General features: G+C 42.4%; 21 protein-coding genes. 13 read left to right on the forward strand and 8 right to left on the reverse strand.

Translation table 11 applies throughout. The annotated features are described in order from the left end of the window. Nucleotides 1-314: 314 nt before the first annotated feature. Entirely contained in the window at nucleotides 315-533 is a 219-nt protein-coding gene (locus tag ZOBGAL_RS08675) for a hypothetical protein (protein WP_038236978.1), read from the forward strand. Between the two features lie 204 nt (nucleotides 534-737). Here ZOBGAL_RS08675 and ZOBGAL_RS08680 read toward each other — a convergent pair whose 3' ends face one another. Both ZOBGAL_RS08680 and thiL read right to left on the reverse strand, forming a co-directional pair. Next, nucleotides 738-1,769 carry an alpha/beta fold hydrolase gene (locus ZOBGAL_RS08680; protein ID WP_013993196.1) on the reverse strand — a complete coding sequence of 344 codons (1,032 nt, stop codon included), beginning with the start codon at nucleotides 1,767-1,769 and terminating at the stop codon, nucleotides 738-740. A 6-nt stretch (nucleotides 1,770-1,775) separates the two neighbouring features. Further along, nucleotides 1,776-2,825 (reverse strand): thiamine-phosphate kinase, encoded by a 1,050-nt coding sequence (gene thiL, locus ZOBGAL_RS08685; protein WP_013993197.1) that lies wholly within the window; start codon nucleotides 2,823-2,825, stop codon nucleotides 1,776-1,778. Between the two features lie 344 nt (nucleotides 2,826-3,169). Here thiL and ZOBGAL_RS08690 point away from each other — a divergent pair, with 344 nt between their 5' ends. From ZOBGAL_RS08690 to ZOBGAL_RS08735, 10 genes are all read left to right on the forward strand, one after another. Beyond that, nucleotides 3,170-3,499: a HesB/IscA family protein gene (locus tag ZOBGAL_RS08690; protein ID WP_046287834.1), complete on the forward strand. Its 330-nt coding sequence runs from the start codon at nucleotides 3,170-3,172 to the stop codon at nucleotides 3,497-3,499. 63 nt (nucleotides 3,500-3,562) lie between these two features. Continuing rightward, nucleotides 3,563-5,008 carry a Fe-S cluster assembly protein SufB gene (gene sufB, locus ZOBGAL_RS08695; RefSeq protein WP_013993199.1) on the forward strand — a complete coding sequence of 482 codons (1,446 nt, stop codon included), beginning with the start codon at nucleotides 3,563-3,565 and terminating at the stop codon, nucleotides 5,006-5,008. Nucleotides 5,009-5,056: 48 nt separating this feature from the next. After that, nucleotides 5,057-5,809: a Fe-S cluster assembly ATPase SufC gene (gene sufC, locus ZOBGAL_RS08700; protein WP_013993200.1), complete on the forward strand. Its 753-nt coding sequence runs from the start codon at nucleotides 5,057-5,059 to the stop codon at nucleotides 5,807-5,809. Between the two features lie 73 nt (nucleotides 5,810-5,882). Beyond that, entirely contained in the window at nucleotides 5,883-7,199 is a 1,317-nt protein-coding gene (gene sufD, locus ZOBGAL_RS08705) for a Fe-S cluster assembly protein SufD (protein ID WP_013993201.1), read from the forward strand. Nucleotides 7,200-7,341: 142 nt separating this feature from the next. Then, the gene (locus tag ZOBGAL_RS08710) at nucleotides 7,342-7,932 is read left to right on the forward strand and encodes an outer membrane beta-barrel protein (RefSeq protein WP_013993202.1); all 591 of its coding nucleotides are present in this window, start codon (nucleotides 7,342-7,344) and stop codon (nucleotides 7,930-7,932) included. A gap of 79 nt (nucleotides 7,933-8,011) precedes the next feature. After that, nucleotides 8,012-9,226, forward strand: coding sequence for an aminotransferase class V-fold PLP-dependent enzyme (locus ZOBGAL_RS08715; RefSeq protein WP_013993203.1), 1,215 nt, complete (start codon nucleotides 8,012-8,014; stop codon nucleotides 9,224-9,226). A gap of 74 nt (nucleotides 9,227-9,300) precedes the next feature. Beyond that, the gene (locus tag ZOBGAL_RS08720; protein ID WP_013993204.1) at nucleotides 9,301-9,723 is read left to right on the forward strand and encodes a SufE family protein; all 423 of its coding nucleotides are present in this window, start codon (nucleotides 9,301-9,303) and stop codon (nucleotides 9,721-9,723) included. Between the two features lie 54 nt (nucleotides 9,724-9,777). Then, a complete protein-coding gene (locus ZOBGAL_RS08725; RefSeq protein ID WP_013993205.1) occupies nucleotides 9,778-10,107 on the forward strand; it encodes an SUF system Fe-S cluster assembly protein in 330 nt (109 codons plus the stop codon). 9 nt (nucleotides 10,108-10,116) lie between these two features. Then, nucleotides 10,117-10,623, forward strand: a complete 507-nt coding sequence (locus ZOBGAL_RS08730) for a DUF2480 family protein (protein ID WP_013993206.1) — start codon at nucleotides 10,117-10,119, stop codon at nucleotides 10,621-10,623. A gap of 66 nt (nucleotides 10,624-10,689) precedes the next feature. Continuing rightward, nucleotides 10,690-11,622, forward strand: coding sequence for a DUF3078 domain-containing protein (locus tag ZOBGAL_RS08735; RefSeq protein WP_013993207.1), 933 nt, complete (start codon nucleotides 10,690-10,692; stop codon nucleotides 11,620-11,622). A gap of 896 nt (nucleotides 11,623-12,518) precedes the next feature. Here the strand turns inward: ZOBGAL_RS08735 and hflX are convergent. Continuing rightward, complete coding sequence (gene hflX, locus ZOBGAL_RS08740) at nucleotides 12,519-13,730, reverse strand: GTPase HflX (protein WP_013993209.1); 1,212 nt, start codon at nucleotides 13,728-13,730, stop codon at nucleotides 12,519-12,521. Between the two features lie 76 nt (nucleotides 13,731-13,806). Between hflX and ZOBGAL_RS08745 the strand changes: the two genes are divergently transcribed. Then, nucleotides 13,807-14,781, forward strand: a complete 975-nt coding sequence (locus ZOBGAL_RS08745) for an endonuclease/exonuclease/phosphatase family protein (RefSeq protein ID WP_013993210.1) — start codon at nucleotides 13,807-13,809, stop codon at nucleotides 14,779-14,781. Between the two features lie 6 nt (nucleotides 14,782-14,787). Here ZOBGAL_RS08745 and ZOBGAL_RS08750 read toward each other — a convergent pair whose 3' ends face one another. Further along, entirely contained in the window at nucleotides 14,788-15,501 is a 714-nt protein-coding gene (locus tag ZOBGAL_RS08750; protein ID WP_013993211.1) for a 3'-5' exonuclease, read from the reverse strand. Nucleotides 15,502-15,685: 184 nt separating this feature from the next. On the opposite strand from ZOBGAL_RS08750, the gene ZOBGAL_RS08755 reads away from it, so the two are divergent. Beyond that, entirely contained in the window at nucleotides 15,686-16,528 is an 843-nt protein-coding gene (locus tag ZOBGAL_RS08755; protein WP_013993212.1) for a hypothetical protein, read from the forward strand. 177 nt (nucleotides 16,529-16,705) lie between these two features. Here ZOBGAL_RS08755 and ZOBGAL_RS08760 read toward each other — a convergent pair whose 3' ends face one another. Genes ZOBGAL_RS08760 through hemB form a run of 4 tightly spaced genes read right to left on the reverse strand, consistent with a single transcriptional unit; the run spans nucleotide 16,706 to nucleotide 20,734 of the window. Continuing rightward, nucleotides 16,706-17,179 carry a methylated-DNA--[protein]-cysteine S-methyltransferase gene (locus tag ZOBGAL_RS08760; RefSeq protein ID WP_013993213.1) on the reverse strand — a complete coding sequence of 158 codons (474 nt, stop codon included), beginning with the start codon at nucleotides 17,177-17,179 and terminating at the stop codon, nucleotides 16,706-16,708. A gap of 49 nt (nucleotides 17,180-17,228) precedes the next feature. Further along, nucleotides 17,229-18,335 carry a CNNM domain-containing protein gene (locus ZOBGAL_RS08765; RefSeq protein WP_013993214.1) on the reverse strand — a complete coding sequence of 369 codons (1,107 nt, stop codon included), beginning with the start codon at nucleotides 18,333-18,335 and terminating at the stop codon, nucleotides 17,229-17,231. Nucleotides 18,336-18,385: 50 nt separating this feature from the next. Further along, complete coding sequence (locus ZOBGAL_RS08770) at nucleotides 18,386-19,720, reverse strand: serine hydrolase domain-containing protein (protein ID WP_231854806.1); 1,335 nt, start codon at nucleotides 19,718-19,720, stop codon at nucleotides 18,386-18,388. A 24-nt stretch (nucleotides 19,721-19,744) separates the two neighbouring features. Then, nucleotides 19,745-20,734, reverse strand: coding sequence for a porphobilinogen synthase (gene hemB, locus ZOBGAL_RS08775; protein WP_013993216.1), 990 nt, complete (start codon nucleotides 20,732-20,734; stop codon nucleotides 19,745-19,747). Nucleotides 20,735-20,787 lie beyond the last annotated feature (53 nt).

Here is a 20,787-nt window from a genome sequence, read left to right on the forward strand (position 1 = left end):
AAGGGTGGTTGTTCATCGAAATCGACGAACGGATACCCTTAAATCGTGAGGTTGTTTTTTTAGTGATAAAATCGTGGAAAGATACCGTAAATTCACTTGATAACAAATGATGGCTTCATCCATTTTAGTGTTCCGTTTGTCGAAAAAAATGTATTTCATCGAAAAAATCGTGCAATGATAGTATAGCATCCAATAAAAAAAGATAGGTGTGCGTTGATGTAATAAAGTAATTGGAAACACTTTTAATTTTAGACCCAAATTTTTGCAGTAAGCGGTTTCCCAAAAACCGATGATGCGTTTTAAAACCTACAATCATGAAGAAGTTTTTTTGCAGTTTATTCGGGCATCATTACACGGTGTCTAAGAAAGTAACCCTACACATTAAAGAGTATAAATGTATCCATTGTGGCAAGCAAGTAACAACGGATGTAAGCGGTAACCTCTCGACGCTTACCCCAGAACTGCAAGACATCAATAAAACTTTAGAAAATATATTTCAAAAAAGACATAGGGCAGCAGAGCATGCCGCTTAACTATGCTTTGGCACCGAAATCCTGAGCTTTAAAAGGTATCGGGATTTTAAACTTATTTCCGGAAATTTAGGAAACAGCCTCGTTCTCCACTGTCGTTCGCCCCACAACAGTACAAGTTAGGTATGTCCTTTATTTTCGGGAATTTTTTGTTTTTAAATCGCACGGAATCTGTTTGTAGTTAATAGTAAATCAACAGGTAGCGTATTATTTCTTTTCCATTCCCCTTAAAATCTTATCACATATCAGGTCCATTTTTGCTTCTGGCAGGTCATGGCCCATATTCTCTACCCAAAGGCTATCGGCATTTGGTGTGATCGAAGCCATTTTTTTGCCGTGGGAAACAGGTATGACCGGATCTTGTTCGCCATGGATGACCAGTACGGGAATCTTCAGTTTTGATAAGGGCGTATATCTCGATTCGGAGCCTTCAATAGCTTTCTGGTGTTGCCTGCCCGCGATAAAATGGTATCCGCTGCGCTTCTTTAAGGTGTACAGGGCCGCTTCGGCAAGCTCTCGGCTGGCGATATCGCCCGTAGCTTCACCCATTAGGATTTTCTTGTGAACGAACTGTAGTTTTATTTGGCTTTTCTTGCCTCCGAAAATACCGTATTTCAGTACTGCACTGATCATTTTGGGCAGTACTTCGGCAGATGGGGTCGGTAGTGAGTTGTCGAAGAGATCGGCCGATGACATTATGGAAGTCAAACTTTCAAATCGCCCTTCATTTTGAATAGTGGCCACTTGTGCGATCATACCTCCCATGGAAACCCCTAAAATATGAGCCTTTTTTATATTCAGGCTGTCGAGAATGGCGATAGGGTCGTGGGCCATGTCGGTAAGGGAATAGTCCTTGTCCGTTTTTTTTAGGCGCTCGGTCAGTCCTGTTCCCCTGTGGTCGTAACGGATTACCTCATATCCGGCATCAGTAAGTTTCGAGATAAAGTCCGAAGGCCAGCTCAATGCGTCATTGGCCGCGCCCATGATCAAAATAATGCTTCCCTTTTTGGGGTCTTGGGGAGGAATACTTTCGTACCACACTTTCCATCCGTTCGAAATCGCGTAACCGGTATGGCCCTTAACCATTTCGGGCACGGGTTGGTGCAAGACTTCCTTGATCATACTTTCCGTCTCATCCGATAGTTTGGGTACCGATGCGCAAGCATAAAAGAAAAGTGAAACTAGGGTGAAAACAGAAAACCGTAGTCCCCATTTTACAGTGCTTTTATGCCTTTTCATAAAGGTCTAATCGTTTGATTTGAACGAATTCCAGCCTTGGGCGGTCAATTCTATTTTGGTATTGGCCCTTGTAACCAGGTGTGCTCCCTCACTGGGTTCGGTCATATGTCCGATTACGGTCAGGTTGGGGTTTCCTTTGATCTTGTCAAAATCGTTTTGAGCAATGGTAAATAAGAGTTCATAGTCTTCGCCTCCGCTAAGGGCGACCATGGTGCTATCTATATTAAACTCTTCGCATGTAGTTATTACGGTAGGGTCTAATGGAATTTTCTCTTCAAACAGATTGCACCCGACCTTGCTGTTTTTGCAGAGGTGGAGAATTTCCGAAGAAAGTCCGTCACTTATATCTATCATGGCCGTCGGTAGCACATCGAGTTGCTTCAATAGCTCGGCGATATCTTTTCGCGCTTCCGGTTTAAGCTGACGTTCTACTATGTACGAATAGGGGGAAAGGTCAGGTTGGTTGTTCGGGTTCACTTTAAAGACTTCTTTTTCCCGCTCTAAAACCTGCAGTCCCATATAGGCCGCTCCCAAATCACCACTGACCACAAGAAGGTCGTTTGGTTTTGCGCCGCTACGGTATGTGATTTCCTCTTTTTTAGCCTCGCCTACGGCCGTAATACTGATAAGCATGCCCGAAGTTGAGGTGGTCGTGTCGCCTCCGATGAGGTCTACATTATATACCTTGGAGGCCAGGGCGATACCCGCATAGAGTTCTTCAAGGGCCTCTAACGGAAAGCGGTTCGAAACGGCTAAGGATACCGTAATTTGGGTCGCCTTGGCGTTCATGGCGTATACATCGGAAAGGTTGACCATTACCGCTTTATAGCCCAAGTGTTTTAGGGGCATATAGCTAAGGTCGAAATGTACGCCCTCAATTAAAAAGTCGGTGGTCAATACCGTCTGCTGCTTATGGTCAAAGACCGCGGCATCGTCGCCAATCCCTTTTAAGGTCGATTTGTGTTTTATTTCGAAATTTTTGGTCAAATGGTCAATGAGTCCGAACTCACCCAATTTCTCCAAAGATGTACGTTGTGGATTTTTATCTTCTAACATTTTGCAAAAGTAAGAATGAAAATCTTCATAGACCTAATTTTAAGGCAATAGCGTACAATAAATATCTTTCTGGGCACAGTCTGGTAGGGTCGTAATGCTTTATGGTAACGCAAAAACGGTTTTTTTGAGTGTGGCAGCTTATAAAACACTTCGATAATCTTGTTTATTTTAGAATATAATAAGTGTATTGGTGGTGGGAAGCCTGTCTTTTGCTTAATGTGCAAATTTTGAGGCAACTATAGAAAATGCTTATGTAGATATGCGTTATAATAATGTTAGTTCTTATGGTAAAACCCTACTAATACTGTATATTTGTGAACTATTTAGATTAAATCCAAATGCTTATGATTCAAGTATCTGAGACAGCAAAAAAGAAAGTGATCGACTTGATGACCGAAGGAGGTTTTGATGCCTCTAAGGACTTTGTTCGCGTAGGCGTCAAGAGCGGGGGCTGTAGTGGCCTGTCGTATGAACTCGATTTCGACAAGGAAATGGGGGAGACCGACAAGGTTTTTGAAGATAACGAAGTACGTATTATCGTTGATAAAAAGAGTTTTCTCTATTTAGTGGGCACCACTTTGGAATATTCGGGCGGACTCAACGGAAAAGGCTTTGTCTTCAACAATCCGAACGCACAACGTACTTGCGGCTGTGGTGAGAGTTTTTCGTTATAGGGCGAAAAGCAAAAAAACGAAATATTTATGCAATTACTCCGGGTAATTGGTTAACAGGAAAAGATGGCATATACAGAAGAAGAACTAAAAAAAGAACTTGAAACCAAGGAGTACGAGTACGGTTTCTATACGGATATCGATTCCGACACCTTTCCGAAAGGATTGAGTGAAGAAATCGTTATCGCCATTTCAAAAAAGAAGGAAGAGCCCGAATGGATGACGCTTTGGCGCTTGGAAGCTTTTAAACATTGGAAAGAAATGGTGGAGCCCGAATGGGCGAACGTCAATTATACGAAGCCCGACTTTCAGGCCATATCATACTATTCGGCCCCGAATAAAAAGCCCAAATACGATAGTTTGGACGAGGTGGATCCCGAATTGTTGGACACCTTTAAAAAATTAGGGATTTCGGTCGACGAACAAAAGAAGCTGGCAGGTGTTGCGGTGGATATCGTTATGGACTCCGTTTCAGTGGCCACTACCTTTAAAAAGACCTTGGCCGAAAAAGGGATAATTTTCTGTTCCATATCGGAGGCAATCAAAGAGCACCCCGAATTGGTCAAAAAATATATTGGTTCGGTAGTGCCTCAGAAAGATAATTTTTACGCCGCGTTGAACTCGGCCGTATTTTCAGATGGTTCTTTCTGTTATATTCCAAAAGGCGTACGTTGCCCTATGGAGCTATCTACCTATTTTAGGATCAACCAAGCGGGTACGGGCCAGTTCGAAAGAACCTTGGTCATAGCCGACGAAGGAAGTTATGTAAGTTACCTAGAAGGCTGTACGGCACCGTCAAGGGATGAAAATCAATTGCATGCCGCGGTCGTAGAGCTTATTGCACTAGATGGCGCCGAGATAAAATACTCAACGGTACAAAATTGGTTCCCTGGGAATAAGGAAGGAAAAGGGGGCGTTTACAACTTTGTGACCAAAAGGGGGCTATGCGAGAAAAACGCTAAGATTTCTTGGACACAGGTAGAAACCGGTTCCGCCGTTACTTGGAAATATCCTTCTTGTATATTGAAAGGCGATAACTCAATTGGGGAATTCTACTCCATTGCCGTTACCAATAATTATCAGCAAGCCGATACCGGTACCAAAATGATACACTTGGGTAAAAATACCCGTAGTACCATTATCTCCAAAGGTATATCGGCCGGAAAATCACAGAACAGTTATAGGGGGCTTGTACAAGTGAACAGCCGTGCGGAGAATGCGCGAAACTTTTCACAATGCGACTCGCTCTTAATGGGCAACGAATGTGGGGCGCATACCTTTCCCTATATCGAGGTGAAGAATAAGACCGCCCAAATAGAGCACGAGGCGACCACTAGTAAAATTGGCGAAGACCAGATTTTCTATTGTAACCAAAGGGGAATCAACACCGAAAAAGCCATAGCCTTGATCGTAAACGGGTTCAGTAAAGAAGTATTGAACAAGTTGCCTATGGAGTTTGCCGTAGAGGCCCAAAAATTGTTGGAAATTAGTTTAGAAGGCTCGGTAGGTTAATCTTGCCAAATGCAGTTTATAGTTTGAATAATAAATAAGATTCGTAAAATGCTTAAAATAGAAAATTTACACGCCCGTGTAGAGGACAAAGAAATATTAAAGGGGATCAATCTTGAGGTGAAAGCCGGTGAGGTTCATGCCATAATGGGGCCTAATGGTTCCGGTAAAAGTACCTTGGCATCTGTTATTGCAGGTAAAGAGGAATTTGAGGTAACTGAAGGCAGCGTGATGTTGGAAGGTGAGGATTTGGAAGAAACTTCTCCTGAAGAGCGCGCCCATAAAGGGGTTTTCCTTTCTTTTCAGTATCCTGTTGAGATTCCAGGGGTTTCCGTTACCAACTTTATGAAAACCGCCATAAACGAATCTAGAAAGGCCAAAGGTCTTGCCGATATGCCCGCTAACGAGATGTTGAAGATGATACGTGAAAAATCGGAGCTTTTGGAAATTGACCGTAAGTTCTTGTCGCGCTCATTGAACGAAGGTTTTTCCGGAGGGGAAAAGAAAAGAAACGAGATATTTCAAATGGCTATGCTAGAGCCTAAATTGGCCATCTTGGATGAGACCGATTCAGGTTTGGATATCGATGCCCTTCGCATCGTGGCCAATGGGGTAAACAAGCTCAAGAGTAAAGACAATGCGGTAATAGTGATTACGCACTACCAGCGTTTGTTGGATTACATCGTTCCTGATTTTGTCCACGTACTGCACAATGGTAAAATTGTTAAGTCCGGAGGAAAGGAATTGGCATTGGAACTAGAAGAAAAAGGCTACGATTGGTTAAAGCAAGAGACCGCGGTTTAAAATAGTACGGAAGTACCTAGTAAAGAGGACAAAGGACTTTATACTTTGTGCTTGTTGCTAAATATTAGAAAATATGGATTTAAAAGACAAATTGATATCATCTTTTATGGCCTTCGAAAACAACGTAGATATCGAGCACCCCGTGCACGACGTTCGAACCGAGGCCATGAAGAATTTTGAACGCAAAGGCTTTCCCAGCAAAAAGGAGGAGGCATGGAAGTATACTTCCTTGAACAGTCTTCAAAAGATAGATTTCAGCATTTTTCCACGAGAAGAAAATACCCTTGAGTATAAAAACGTTAAAAAGTACTTTTTACACGAAGTCGATTCGTATAAAATTGTCTTTGTAGACGGTATTTACAGCTCTTATCTTTCTGAAACTACCCATGATGGGGTAGATATCTGCCTTATGAGCGCTGCCCTTACCAAGCCCATGTACAGGCCTGTCATTGATGTATATTTCAATAAAGTAGCCTCTAAAGACGAATCGCTCACAAGTTTGAACACGGCCTTCAGTAGGGAAGGGGCGTATATATACATCCCAAAAAACAAAATGCCTAAAAAGCCTATCGAAATTATTCATTTCGCTACAGGTAATGAGGCTTCCCTTTTGTTGCAGCCTAGAAACTTGGTCATTGCTGAAGAAAACGCCGAAGTTCAAATTATAGAACGTCACCAGAGTTTGACTTCCAATGAAGTTTTGACGAATTCGGTTACCGAGATCTTTGCGGCCAAAAACGCCATTGTCGATTATTATAAAATCCAGAACGATGCGCCTTCGGCTTCTTTGATAGACAACACCTATATCGATCAAAAAGACAAGAGCGTGGTAAAAATCCACACCTTTTCTTTTGGGGGCAAATTGACCCGTAATAACCTCAATTTCTATCAGAACGGCGAGTATATCGATTCTACCATGAAAGGGGTTACCATTTTGGGAGATAAGCAGCATGTTGACCACCACACCCTAGTGCATCATATAGAGCCCAATTGCGAAAGTCACCAAGATTATAAAGGTATTTATGGGGATAGTTCCACAGGGGTTTTTAACGGTAAGATCATCGTAGATAAGATTGCACAGAAAACCAATGCCTTTCAACAGAACAATAATATTTTGGTAAGCGATAAGGCAACTATCAATACCAAACCACAGTTGGAGATTTTTGCCGACGATGTAAAGTGCTCCCATGGTTGTACCATAGGGCAGTTAGATGAAGACGCTTTGTTCTACTTACAATCCCGTGGTATTCCTAAGAAAGAAGCACGAGCCTTGTTAATGTATGCCTTTGCCAATAATGTTTTGGAGAGTGTACGCATCCCTGAACTTAAAGCGCGAATCAATAAATTGATAGCCAAAAAGTTGGGGGTTAATCTTGGGTTTGACTTATAAAGAGAATTGTTTGATTTCTTAACAAGAAATTATCTTAAAACATAGAATTTTTTTAACGGCACTTTAATAGTGTCGTTATTTTTTTGAAGGAATTTTCGTATAAATTTACGACCGAATTATAAATCATTAATGAATCGTTCGTATGAAAAAAATCTACTTTTTATCTGTTTTAATTTTCTTTCTAGGAGCCAGTTTATTTGCTCAGGATTACAAATGGAGTGTGGAAGCAAATTATCCACTATCCATTGGAGATGAATTAGGAAATGATGCGCCAGGCATTATAGATCTTGGTATAAAATATCGATTTTTAGATTTAAGTATTGTAAAAATTGGTGCCGGTATTAATACAGGGGTTTTTAAAGAAAATATAAATGATCAAGTCAGTCCAGCTAATATGGATTTTGACGAAACTAATTGGTTAATACAGCCTAAAATTTTCGCTGAGTTCAACATACCGGTAATAAAAAAGCTTCACCCTAGTATTGGATTAGGATATGCTATTATTGAATCTAAGTACGATGGATTGGTTTCTGGTCAACCGTACGAAAATACTGTGTCATCAGGTGGGTTTAATTTGAACCTAGGACTTTCCTACGATATAACGGATAGGTTTTTTTTACAAGCTCAATATGATTATATCAATGATAAGGATACATATGATTATGATGGGTCTAACGTAGGAGTAGATTATAATCGGGGTTATTTAAAATTTGGAGTTGGTTTTAGGTTTTAATCCTCAGATACAAATTCAAGTACTCTAATACCCGATTTGTTTTTACGATCGGGTATCTTTGTATCTAAGAAGACCGACTATGTTAGATATAACAAAAATAAGAGAAGATTTTCCCATTCTGAAAAGAGAAGTGAACGGAAAGCCTTTGGTATACTTAGACAATGCCGCTACATCTCAAACCCCACAACAGGTTATAGATGTTATAGTAGATTACTACCATAATTACAATGCCAACATACATCGGGGGGTACATGCGCTTTCGCAAGAAGCAACTGATAAGTATGAAGTAGCTAGACAGAAAATCCAAAAGCACTTCAATGCAAGGAAATCATACGAGATTATATTTACTTCAGGTACAACGCACAGTATTAACATCGTTGCCAATGGGTTTACCACCTTATTGAAAAAAGGTGATGAGATACTGGTGTCGGCTATGGAGCACCATTCTAATATCGTGCCATGGCAAATGTTGGCGGAAAGAACGGGTGCTGTTTTAAGGGTAATCCCGATGAATATGGAGGGTGAGTTGTTGATGGAGGTGTATGATGAATTACTTTCCGATATGACCAAACTGGTATTCTGTAACCATATTTCGAACGCATTGGGGACCATTAACCCTATCAAGGAAATTATAGATAAGGCACATGCGGTCGGCGCTGCTGTTTTAATCGATGGGGCACAAGCGGCTCCCCATATTAAAGCGGATATGCAACAACTGGATGTCGATTTTTACGCAGCTTCTGCCCACAAAATGTGCGGACCGACGGGTGTAGGTATGCTCTACGGAAAGGAAGAATGGCTAAATAAGTTACCACCCTATCAAGGAGGGGGGGAGATGATTGCCGAAGTAACCTTCGAGAAAACGACTTATGCTGATTTGCCACATAAGTTTGAGGCCGGAACGCCTAATATTTGCGGAGGTATCGCCTTTGGTGCCGCTCTCGATTACATGAACCATATCGGTTTTGACGAAATTGCCGAATACGAACACGGTCTGCTTGAATATGCTACCCAAGAACTTCTGAAGATAGAGGGACTTAGAATTTACGGAACGGCCAAAGACAAAACTTCGGTGATATCGTTTAATATTGAAGGGCTCCATCCCTATGATATCGGCTCTATTTTAGATAAACTGGGGGTTGCCGTGCGTACAGGCCACCATTGTGCCCAGCCTATAATGGATTTTTACGGGATTCCAGGCACGGTAAGGGCGAGTTTTTGTTTCTACAATACCAAGGATGAGGTAAATACTTTGGTCAAGGCTGTAGCACGCGCAAAAGCGATGTTGGAATAGCCTAGGGCGTTATCATTCTCTTAAAGTATTGAAATCCATAGATACTTGTTGTATTTTTACCGAAAATAGCGATAATGCAGATAAAGGAAATACAAGACGAAATAGTAGACGAATTTTCAATGTTTGATGATTGGATGCAGCGCTACGAGTATATGATCGAGCTGGGCAAGAGCTTGCCGCTCATAGACGAGAAATATAAGACCGATGACAATATCATCAAAGGATGCCAGAGCAAAGTATGGGTACATGCGGAACTCGATGATGATAAATTGGTGTTCACCGCTGATAGCGACGCAATTATAACGAAAGGTATAATCGCTATTTTGATTCGGGCCTTTAGCAACCAAAAACCACAGGATATTATCGACGCCAATACCGATTTTATTGATGAAATCGGATTAAAAGAGCACCTTTCGCCTACCAGGGCCAATGGTCTGGTAAGCATGATAAAACAATTGAAATTGTATGCGGTGGCGTACCAAACCCAATTGAACTAGGTAGTGGGCCGATGGGTGACCTGCCTGAATTTTAAAAGAACTAATCTAAGGAACATGAGCGAAGAAATAGCAGTAGATAGCCAAGAATTGGGCGAAAAAATAGTAACCGTACTTAAAACGATATACGACCCTGAAATTCCTGTTGATATATATGAACTAGGGTTGATTTACGATGTATTCGTGAACGAAGAAAATGAGGTTAAAATTCTAATGACCCTTACCTCACCCAACTGTCCGGTTGCGGAGTCACTGCCTGCCGAGGTCGAGGAGAAGGTGAAATCTTTGGATTTGGTAAGCGATGCCGAGGTAGAGATTACCTTTGATCCCCCATGGACCCAAGATCTGATGAGTGAAGAGGCTAAATTGGAACTAGGCTTATTATAAAAGTTGATTATGTCTGACGAAATCATCAATAGGGTAGCCGAAAGCAAATTGGTTACGTTTAACTTGGAAGATTATTATGTTCAGGGGAGGCGTGTGCTTTTTGATATTTCGAACTGGCTGTTTGAGGGACTTCTTTTGAAGGAAAAGGATTTTCGGTCCCGTGCGGCGGAGCATGATTGGTCTCAATATCAAGATGCCTATGTGGCCCTACATTGTTCTACCGATGCCATTGTGCCGGGTTGGGCTTATATGTTATTGGCTACACACCTACATCCCTTTGCCAAAAAGTGTGTTCAAGGCTCTTTAGAGGATTTGGAGACCGTTTTGTACACCGAAACCCTTTCCAATTTGGAAATTTCGGAGTTTAAAGATAAGATGGTAATCATCAAGGGGTGTAGCAATAAACCTGTTCCTTCAAATGCTTACCTTCTAGCAACAAGCAAGTTACAGCCTGTTGTTAAGTCCCTTATGTATGGCGAAGCCTGCTCTTCGGTACCTTTATATAAAAGAAAGTAGTATTTTTTCTCAAAGAAATGTGACAATTAGTACTTTTGCGTGTCTTAACTAATAAACACATTAACCATGAGAAAATTACTTCTATCATCTATGGCAATTCTGACATTTTCGTTCGGTTTTGCTCAAACAGTGGATGAATTAAAAGCGGAACAGGCCGCTAAAAAAGATTCTATCAGCGCCATACAGGCTAGGGTAGATGCCCTTCAAGGTCAAATCGATGCTTTTCCAGGATGGAAAATCGGTGCTTTTGGTACCATTGGAGCCAATCTTTCAAAATTCAACAATTGGTATTCGCAAGGAACACCGAACAACTCTTCTGGAAACATAGGGGTTACGGTAAACGCATATGCCAATTTAGATAGAGAGAAGTTCTTCTGGAAGAACTCTGCCAATGTTAACTTGCAGTGGGTAAAACTCGATGATAAGGATAACCCTGCAGACGAAGAAGGATTTAACGGAACTACCGATGTTTTTAACATTGTGTCCCTCTACGGGTATAAGTTGAACAAGAACTTTGCAATTTCTGCCTTAGGGGAATACAGAACGTCTATTATCAACAATTTCAATGACCCGGGTTACCTCGATTTTGGTGTTGGTGCTACATGGACTCCTATTCCTGATATGGTAGTGGTTATTCACCCATTGAACTACAACTTTGTCTTTGCCGATAACGATGCGGCTTACGAATCATCTGCGGGTGCTAAGATTGTTGTGGATTATACCAAAAAATTGGGTGCTATCAACTTTAAGACCAATTTCTCTACATTTCAAAGTTATAAGAGTGGAGACCTTTCAAACTGGACATGGATCAACTCTTTTGGTTACACACTTTGGAAAGGTATTGGTGTAGGTTTTGAATTCGGATTGAGAAACAATAAGCAAGAGGCTTTGGGTAATGCATTGGCCGCCGTTCCGGTTCCAACTCCTGCCCCGACTTTTGATAATATCGATAATGATTTGCAGAGTTACTACCTTTTCGGTCTTAACTATTCGTTCTAATCGAGAATTGTTTGTTTCAGTATAAACGAAACGCCCCGACATTTGTCGGGGCGTTTTGTTTTTAAGTAGGATACGTTAAGTTTGGTTGTACAGTCAATAATAAATCAAACCTTGATTAAGTAATTTATTTGGGACGTACACTAAATTTCAAATACAAGACTAATGTAATCGGCAAGGTCGTGAACACTAAATTTTTGTTGTAAAGCATGCCCAATTTGTGGTGTAACTCGTTAAAATGTACTTTTGTTCGATGAAATGCAGCTTATTTCTTCCCTCGGGTAAGAAGAGCGTTAAATGCAAAAACAAAAAAGCCCGTGTGAACGGGCTTTTTTGTTTTGTAGGTATTCTTGTAAGATTTGGTCGTGATTTGGGGTCACGGTTTATAAGCGTTTCGTAGGTCAAGTCCGGATTTGGGATTCGTACTTGTTGGGGTTAAGTTCAAGAATTGATTTGGGGTCGTTACTCTCACTTAATTACAGTGTAAATCTACATAGGTTTGCCCTGTGGTCTAAATTATTGTTGTGTACACAGCTCAAATTGTTGTGAAAAATACCAGTGGTTCGGTATATCCGATGAACGGCATCCCCTAGTGGCAAAGCGTATTTTTTATGAAAGTAAGGGCATAAAAAAAACCTCTATAAAGAGGTTTTTATCAAGTAGATTTGGTCAATTTGGTGTTTGTCTTTTTAGGTCAGTTAACACATTTGGGGGTTGTTAGCTGTTGGGGTTAAGTTCAAGAGTCGATTTGGGGTCATTACTATCACTTAATTACACTGTAAACCTACGTCGGAATACCTAGCTGTCTAAATTATTGTTGTGTACGTTAGGCAGCTTGTTGTGAAAAATACCAGCGGTTCGGTATATCCGACGAACGGTAAGCCAAAAACCTATAAATTCTAATACTCGTCTAAATGTTCGGGGTATAAAAAGTTGTTGTACGGAAAACGCGTCACATGAATGTCGCGTACTTCGTCGTAGACCCTTTTTCTGAACTCGTCTAGGTTTTCTTTGTTCAGGGCCGATATAAAGAGGGCCTTGTCGCCCACACGCTGCATCCACGTTTTTTTCCACTCGTCAATCGTAAAATGTCTTTCGCTGCGTTCGGTAACCAAATCGTCCTCATCTATTTCGGCATGTTTGTAGAGGTCGATTTTGTTAAAAACCATGATAGTATTCTTGTCGGCACTATCGATTTCGTCCAATATTTTATTTACCGATTCAATATGCTCTTCAAACTGTGGGTGGGAGATATCGACAACATGTAGCAAAAGATCCGCTTCGCGAACTTCGTCTAGGGTACTTTTAAAACTTTCCACAAGTTGGGTGGGGAGTTTGCGGATAAAACCGACCGTGTCACTGAGTAAAAACGGCAAATTGCCTATAACAACCTTGCGCACTGTGGTATCTAATGTGGCAAAAAGCTTATTTTCCGCAAATACGTCGCTCTTACTGATAACGTTCATCAGGGTAGATTTACCCACATTCGTATATCCTACGAGTGCCACACGTACCAAAGCACCACGGTTACCGCGTTGGGTTTCCATTTGTCGATCGATCTTTAGGAGCTTCTTCTTCAATAAAGAAATACGGTCCCTTACGATACGTCTATCCGTTTCAATTTCGGTTTCACCGGGTCCGCGCATCCCGATACCTCCACGTTGGCGTTCCAAGTGGGTCCAAAGTCCCGTTAAACGGGGCAATAAGTACTCGTATTGGGCCAGCTCCACTTGGGTGCGTGCATAGCTCGTTTGAGCGCGTTGGGCGAAAATATCGAGAATAAGGCTGGTACGGTCCACAATTTTGCAGCGTAGTAGCTTTTCTATATTTCGCTGTTGGGCCGGGGTAAGCTCATCATCAAAGATTACCGAACCAATATCGTTCGCTTTGACAAAGGCTTCCACTTCTTCCATCTTACCGGTACCTATTAGGGTCTTGGGGTTGGGAACATCCATGCGTTGCACAAATCGTTTAACTACCTCGCCACCTGCGGTATAGGTTAAAAATTCAAGCTCGTCGAGATACTCGGTAACTTTGCCCTCGCTCTGTTCGCGGTTTATAATGCCGATTAATACGGCCTTTTCGTGATCTATGGTCTTCTTTTCTAACATATCGAAACTAAAATGCAAATTTAAGTAATACCGACCGAGCTATTTTCGTAAATTTAAGGTTCCAATCGAGAAATTTATGATTTTTTCATTTTTCAGAAAGAAAAAGGGAAGCCATTTAAACACCATTAGCTTTTATAACCTCGAGAATTTATTTGATACGATAGACGACCCTAAAACCCTTGATGACGATTTTACGCCAAAGGGGCGCAAAAAGTGGTCTCTTAGAAGGTACAAAAAAAAGCTGTACAAATTGGCCAAGACTATAGCGGAAATCGGGAATACGGAGACCCAAAGTCCGCCCGTCCTGGTCGGTGTGGCCGAAATTGAAAACGAACAGGTGATGCAAGACCTTTTAGCGAGCGAGCCTCTGGCCAACGTCAGTTACGATTATGTCCATTACGATTCGCCCGACGAGAGGGGTATTGATTGTGGGCTCATTTATCACAAAGATCATTTTGAGGTATTGTACTCCGAACCGATAGCCGTGTTGATTTATGAGGAGGATGAAAGACGGGATACCACCCGTGATATTCTTTACGTTAAAGGCAAGCTCAATAACGAACAAGTGCATATATTCGTGAACCATTGGCCGTCGCGTCGAAGCGGAAATACCACTACCGAGCACAAGCGGATGATTGCCGCCGAGACCATGATCCGGTTTATGGCACGTATCGAAGAAGATGAGGCCGAGCCAAACTATATAATTATGGGCGATTTTAATGATGGTCCGCAATCGGATAGTATCAAAAAGCTTATCGACACCAAGACCCTCTACAATCCCATGGAAAAATTATTGACACCCGATAGGGGTAGCGCCAATTATAAGAGGTCGTGGATGCTGTTTGACCAGATTATGGTTTCGCACAGTTTTTTGAATTTTGAAAAAGGTACCCATAGTTTTGCCCATGCCAATATTTTTGATGAGCACTTTTTGACTGAATTTAAAGGGAAATATATGGGTTCGCCCTATCGCACCTATGTTGGGAATAGGTACTTAGGAGGGTATAGTGATCATTTTCCTGTCTATATCCAGCTAAAGTATAACGCTTAATAACGCCTATATACTTTTGATGTAGGCCTCATCGATAAGGTCGTCCCCGCGTAGGCGCAAGAATACTTGGGCAGTAGTGACCACATCAAGTTCGCAATAGGTAACAATACGGTCGATGTCGTTTTCTTCGTAATAGACGTGGCGTACCATACTGCCATCAATGTCTTGTTTGGGCGACGGTATGCCCAATATATTTGCCAATAGTTTTAAGGATGTAAAGTTTTTATAGTCGCCGAACTTCCACAGTTCCATGGTGTCTAAATGCGGGATTTCCCAAGGTTTTTTGCCAAACAGGTTGAGTTTGTAAGGTAACTGTATACCGTGTATGATCATTCTACGTGCGATATAGGGAAAGTCGAATTCCTTGGCATTATGGCCACAAAGTAAATGTCTTGGGGAGTTAAAATGACCGTCCAAGAGGTTTTTGAACTCTTTTAATAATGTGGCCTCGTCACCGTGAAAGGAGGTGGTTCTAAAAGTTTTGTTCTCCCCTACAAATCTGAAGTAACCGACGGAGATACAAACGATTTTGCCGAATTCCGCCCAAATGCCGGCGCGCTCGTAAAACTCTTCGGGGGTAAATTCATCCTTGCGTTGGTATCTTGATTTTTGCTCCCATAGCTCCTTTTTCTCATCGTTCAGGGCTTCGAAATTCTGCTCTTCGGGAACGGTTTCGATATCAAGGAAAAGAATGTGTTCAAGATTGATTTTATATAGCACCTTATTTTTTGTTTAATAGCAACTGAAATATACAAACTAATCCTGTTTGCCGCCAAATTTGTTCCCATACCACCTTCTTCCTTTCTGATCCTGGTGGGTGTTCATCGAAATAATGGAAGCGCGTCCACTTTTTTTTGAAATTGTAACGTTTGGGGTTTGTAAACTATAATTATACGTATTTATCATGATGAAAAATCGCTTTAAAACAGGGTGCCGATTAATGGGCGGCTTGTCTGTGTTGGTATTGTTAACGGTCTTGGCGGCTTGTAGTAAAGATGCCGATATGGACAATGATTCCGAAGATAAAACCGATGTAATCGATGTGGTCGACGAAGCCGATGATACCTATAAAACTGACGAGAGCGATGAGACTGACGAAACCGAGGGAGTTGGAAATTCGCCATGTACCGATGTTGCCAATTATATTTTTAAGGAAAAGAACGGTTTGGTGAATGTCGAGTTTGAAAATGCACAGTTCCCTGATGGTTGGGTGCTAAAGGACGATGGTGATAGTTTTTCGGGAAAAGGCTATATGGTTTGGGAAGGAGATCAGTATTTAGGAAGCCCAGGTAATGGAAAGACCAGTTTTAAAATTGAGATAAAAAATACGGGTACCTATCGATTTTTGTGGAAATCTGCGGTAAAATCGGGAAATAGTGGCTCAGACCACAACGATACGTGGCTACGATTTAACGATGCCGATGATTTTTATGCCCAGAAGGACGACAGTATCGTCTATCCGAAGGACACCGGAAAAACTCCCAACCCGGAAGGTGCATCAAAAGACGGATGGTTTAAAATTTACCGTAGCGGAAATAATCTCGATTTTAAGTGGCAGTCCAGTACTTTCGATAATAATGGGCATAATATTTATGTGGTGTTTGCGAAAGCGGGAGTCTATACCATGGAAATCTCAGCGAGGTCTTCCGGTCATGGTATCGATCGATTCATACTTTTTAATGATTCAATTACCCAAGCGGATGCCATTTCCGACGATGCAAACTTAAGCGAGACGAGGTGTAATTAAGCCGAAGGTCTTTTTTACCGTTTTAAGAGAAACCGACCCTAGCGTCGGTTTCTTTTTTTGCGAATGTTCTTGGGTTAGGTCGAATGCAAATGAAATATACGTTTTGATCGATGATTGGCCAAACGGCGAACGCATCGGGCGAATTTTTTGGAACAACGGACCAGGGGGTCGGTTTTTTTAAAAGAGCGATTGCTGTTTTACGGGATTTTCATGGTCTAGCAGCCATTTTTTCCGGTGCAGACCGCCGGCATAACCGGTTAAGGAGCCATCGGTGCCAATGACACGGTGACAGGGAACTATAATCCATAAAGGATTTTTTCCGTTGGCGGAAGCTACTGCCCGAATCGCCTTTACGTCGCCCAAGGTCTTGGAAAGTTCAAGGTAAGAGACCGTTTTGCCGTAGGGTATTTTTGATAAGGCCTTCCAAACACGTTTTTGAAAGTCGGTACCCGTGGGATTTAACGCAAGATCAAAGTTGTTCCGTTCGCCGGCAAAATATTCTTGCAGTTGACTTACGGCCGCTTCAAGGTTTTTCGGAATGACGGATGAAACGTTTTCTTCGGTATTCAGCACAATTATGGAAGCCAGGCCATTGGCATCACCTTCAAGTTTGGCTATGCCGAGGGGGGTGCGAATAAAGGCGGTTTCCATAGCTTGTGGTATTTTTGGTGTTGGTGGGCCATTGGAACGGCCCCGAAATCTACTTGTCGAGTATTCCAGTGCGTTTTGCGCGGGTTTCCCAATTTTTTCGAGCTAGCTCCTGCAGGTCGGCAACATTGTCGCTCTCGTCCATTATTTCTAAGCCGAGAAGGGTTTCTATAATATCTTCCATAGTCACTAATCCACTTACTGAGCCATATTCATCCACAACAAGGGCAATATGTATTCTTTTGGAAATGAATGTATCGAAAAGGCGTGGTATGGGTGTATTTCTTTCGGTGATTAAAATTTCTCGTTTTATTTCTGAAAGAGGCGTGTTCCCATTGTTATTTACCATTTCCTCCAAAATCGTATCCTTCAGCACAAAACCGTCTATATGGTCCATTTTATCGCCATATACCGGAATACGTGAAAAACGCATTTTAGGGTTGTCCGCAAAAAATTCCGCTATTGTTTTACTTTCCGGAGCAATTTTCATCACGGCCCTTGGTGTCATTACATCCTTGACCAATACTTGGTCAAAACGTAATAGGTTTTTTATTATGGTCGATTCAGATTTTTCGAAAACACCTTCTTCGCGGGCCATATCGGTCATGGCGGTAAAATCTTCCCGGCTTAAGACGCTGCCGTGGTGGCCTTTGCCGCCTACAAGTTTGGTAAAGATCTGCAGAACCCATAAGAGTCCCGTATACTTTAAGGCAACGACCATAACACGTAGGGCCTTGGCCGTAAAATTGGCCAATTGTCGCCAATAGGTGGCGCCAATGGTTTTAGGTATGATTTCCGAGGCTACCAAAATGAGTATGGTCATCAAAGTAGATACCACACCTACCATGAGGTCTTCGGTAAAAGCAATTCCGAATATACGGCGTGTGGTGGTGCCGTACAGTTCCGCGTAGGCTACCTTGGCCTGTACCCCTACTAAAATGGCTCCAACGGTATGGGCAATGGTATTAAGGGTCAAAATGGCGATTAGTGGCTTGTCTACATCCTTCTTTAGTTCTTCCAAAATTAAGGCATAGGCTTTTCCATCCTTTTTCTTGACGTTTACGAAGGTGGGGTTGATGCTTAGTAACACAGCTTCAAGAATGGAACAGAGGAAAGAAAAGAAAATCGATACGAAAGCGTAAAAAATTAGTAAGCCCATAAATCGGTTTTATCTTACGAAGATACCAATTATTAGAAAACGAAATGCACTTATTCGATAGCGAGCCTAGCTTGATAGAAAACCTGTTGCACGGCCGGACGAATATTGAGGTCGTAGATCTGTCGATGGGAACGGGAGGGATATACCCGGTTGGAAAGGAAAATATATACCAATTGGTTTTCGGGGTCGGCCCATACGAAAGTGCCTGTAAAACCACTGTGTCCAAAACTGTCGGGACTTACTTCGGGAGCTGGGTATGCCTTGGAGAGGGCTAGCTCCGCATTGTTCAATAAGGGCTTGTCGAAGCCTAAGCCTCTTCGGTTATCGTTTTCTGGAAATTGTACACGGGTAAATTCCTCGATGACAGCTTTTGAGAAATAGCGTTTGCCGTTATACACGCCATATTGCAGGTATATCTGCATTAGTTGGGCCAAATCGGTAGCGGAAGCGAAGAGCCCGGCATTGCCCGACACCCCACCCAGCAAGGCTGCGTTTTCATCGTGTACCCAAGCGTGTGTCAGGGCCTTTCTAAAGGTGGAATCTTGCTCGGTAGGCACGATAAAATTCGTATACGATTTTAGCTTAGGATTAAAATTTACGGTATTTAAGCCGATTGGGCCATAGAAATTACTTTGTAAATACTCGGAGAATGATTGGCCAGTTAGTTGTTGTATGAGATCAGGAAAAATAAGGAAGGCCAATCCGGAATATCTATAGCTTTTTTTATCTGAAACCTGAGATCGGTCGATGAGACGATGTGCTTTTTTTATAAATCTGCTTTTAACATAAATGTTATCATAGGCGCGTCGTCGAAAGCGTGGATTTGGTTTGGTTCTCACGAAGCGTTTTTTTAAGGTGCCATTTTTTTTTCGCACGGTGTTCAGTAGCACGATATAAGGTTCTAGGCCGGCTTGGTGCGCCAAGATTTGCCGTAGGGTAATATCGCGTTTGTCCTTCCTCTTGCGCCAGGGTTTCCAGTAGGTGCTAAAAGCTTGGTCAAGGTCGAGTACGCCTTCGTCAACGAGTTTCATCAAGGCGGGAAGGGCCGCCGTAATTTTGGTGACCGAGGCTAGGTCATAAATGTCGTTCAGAGCAACGGCCCGAATGCTGTCATAAGTATGATAGCCATAGGCTTGGTGGAAGATAATCTTCCCGTTCTTGGCGACCAATACTTGGGCACCCGGAAAGGCCTTCTTTTTTATACCGTTTGTTATGATTTTTGAGACCTCGGAGTGTATATAGGAAGAGTCCAAACCCACCTCCGATGGATGTGCGTACGTGAGTACATCCCCGCCTTTGCCCAAGTTAAGGGGTATAGGTCCGTCTTCCTGCGCTAACATTACGTTTAGTGCGAAAATCAGGAAGATGGAATATAGCTGTTTCACGATCGCATCACTTTGTGGGTCGGTTTAATCTAACAAGCGAATGGCATCTTTGGCAAAATATGTCGCAATGATATTGGCGCCGGCTCTTTTCATGGCGGTCAGTTGCTCCATTACTACGGCATCGTGGTCTAGCCATCCTTTTTCTGCGGCTGCTTTTACCATGGCATACTCGCCGCTTACTTGGTATACGGCAACGGGTACATCTACTTCATTGCGAATTTCACGTACGATATCTAGGTAGCAGAGTCCGGGTTTTACCATAACGATATCCGCTCCTTCATCGACATCCATTTCGGTTTCCTTTAGGGCTTCAAACCGATTGGCATAATCCATTTGATAGGTTTTTTTGTTCTTGGGGACGTTCTTGACATCCACGGGAGCCGAATCCAAGGCGTCTCTAAAGGGGCCATAGAAGGCACTGGCGTATTTGGCACTGTAGCTCATGATTCCGGTATTGATAAGGCCTTCATCTTCTAAGGCCTCACGAATCGAAAGGATACGGCCGTCCATCATATCGCTCGGCGCAACAAAATCTGCCCCGGCCAAGGCATGGGAAACGCTCATTTCTGCCAAAAATTCTGAAGTTTCATCATTGAGGATCAATCCGTTCTCGACTATACCATCATGGCCGAACGAAGAATAGGGGTCCATGGCGACATCGGTCATTACCAACATGTCCGGACATGCGTTTTTTATGGTTTTTATGGCACGTTGCATGAGTCCGTCATCGTTGAGGGCCTCGGTGCCTTTATTGTCCTTGAGCTCGTCCGGTACTTTTACGAAAAGCAAAACGGCATGTAAGCCCATATTCCATAGTTCCTTGATCTCGGTTTCTAGAAGGTCGAGGCTCAATCTGTAATAATCCGGCATAGAGGCGATCTCTTCTTTGATGCCCTTGCCTTCCGTCACAAAAAGCGGTACCAGAAAATCCTTGGGAGATAAAATGGTTTCGCGTACTAAATGTCTGATGGAATCGTTTGTTCTTAATCTACGGTTTCTTCTAAGTGGGTACATACTTTTGCCTATTTTTGAATACCCAAAGTTACTTATTATCCTCCTAAAAAACA

The organism is Zobellia galactanivorans (assembly GCF_000973105.1).
Lineage (GTDB): Bacteria > Bacteroidota > Bacteroidia > Flavobacteriales > Flavobacteriaceae > Zobellia > Zobellia galactanivorans.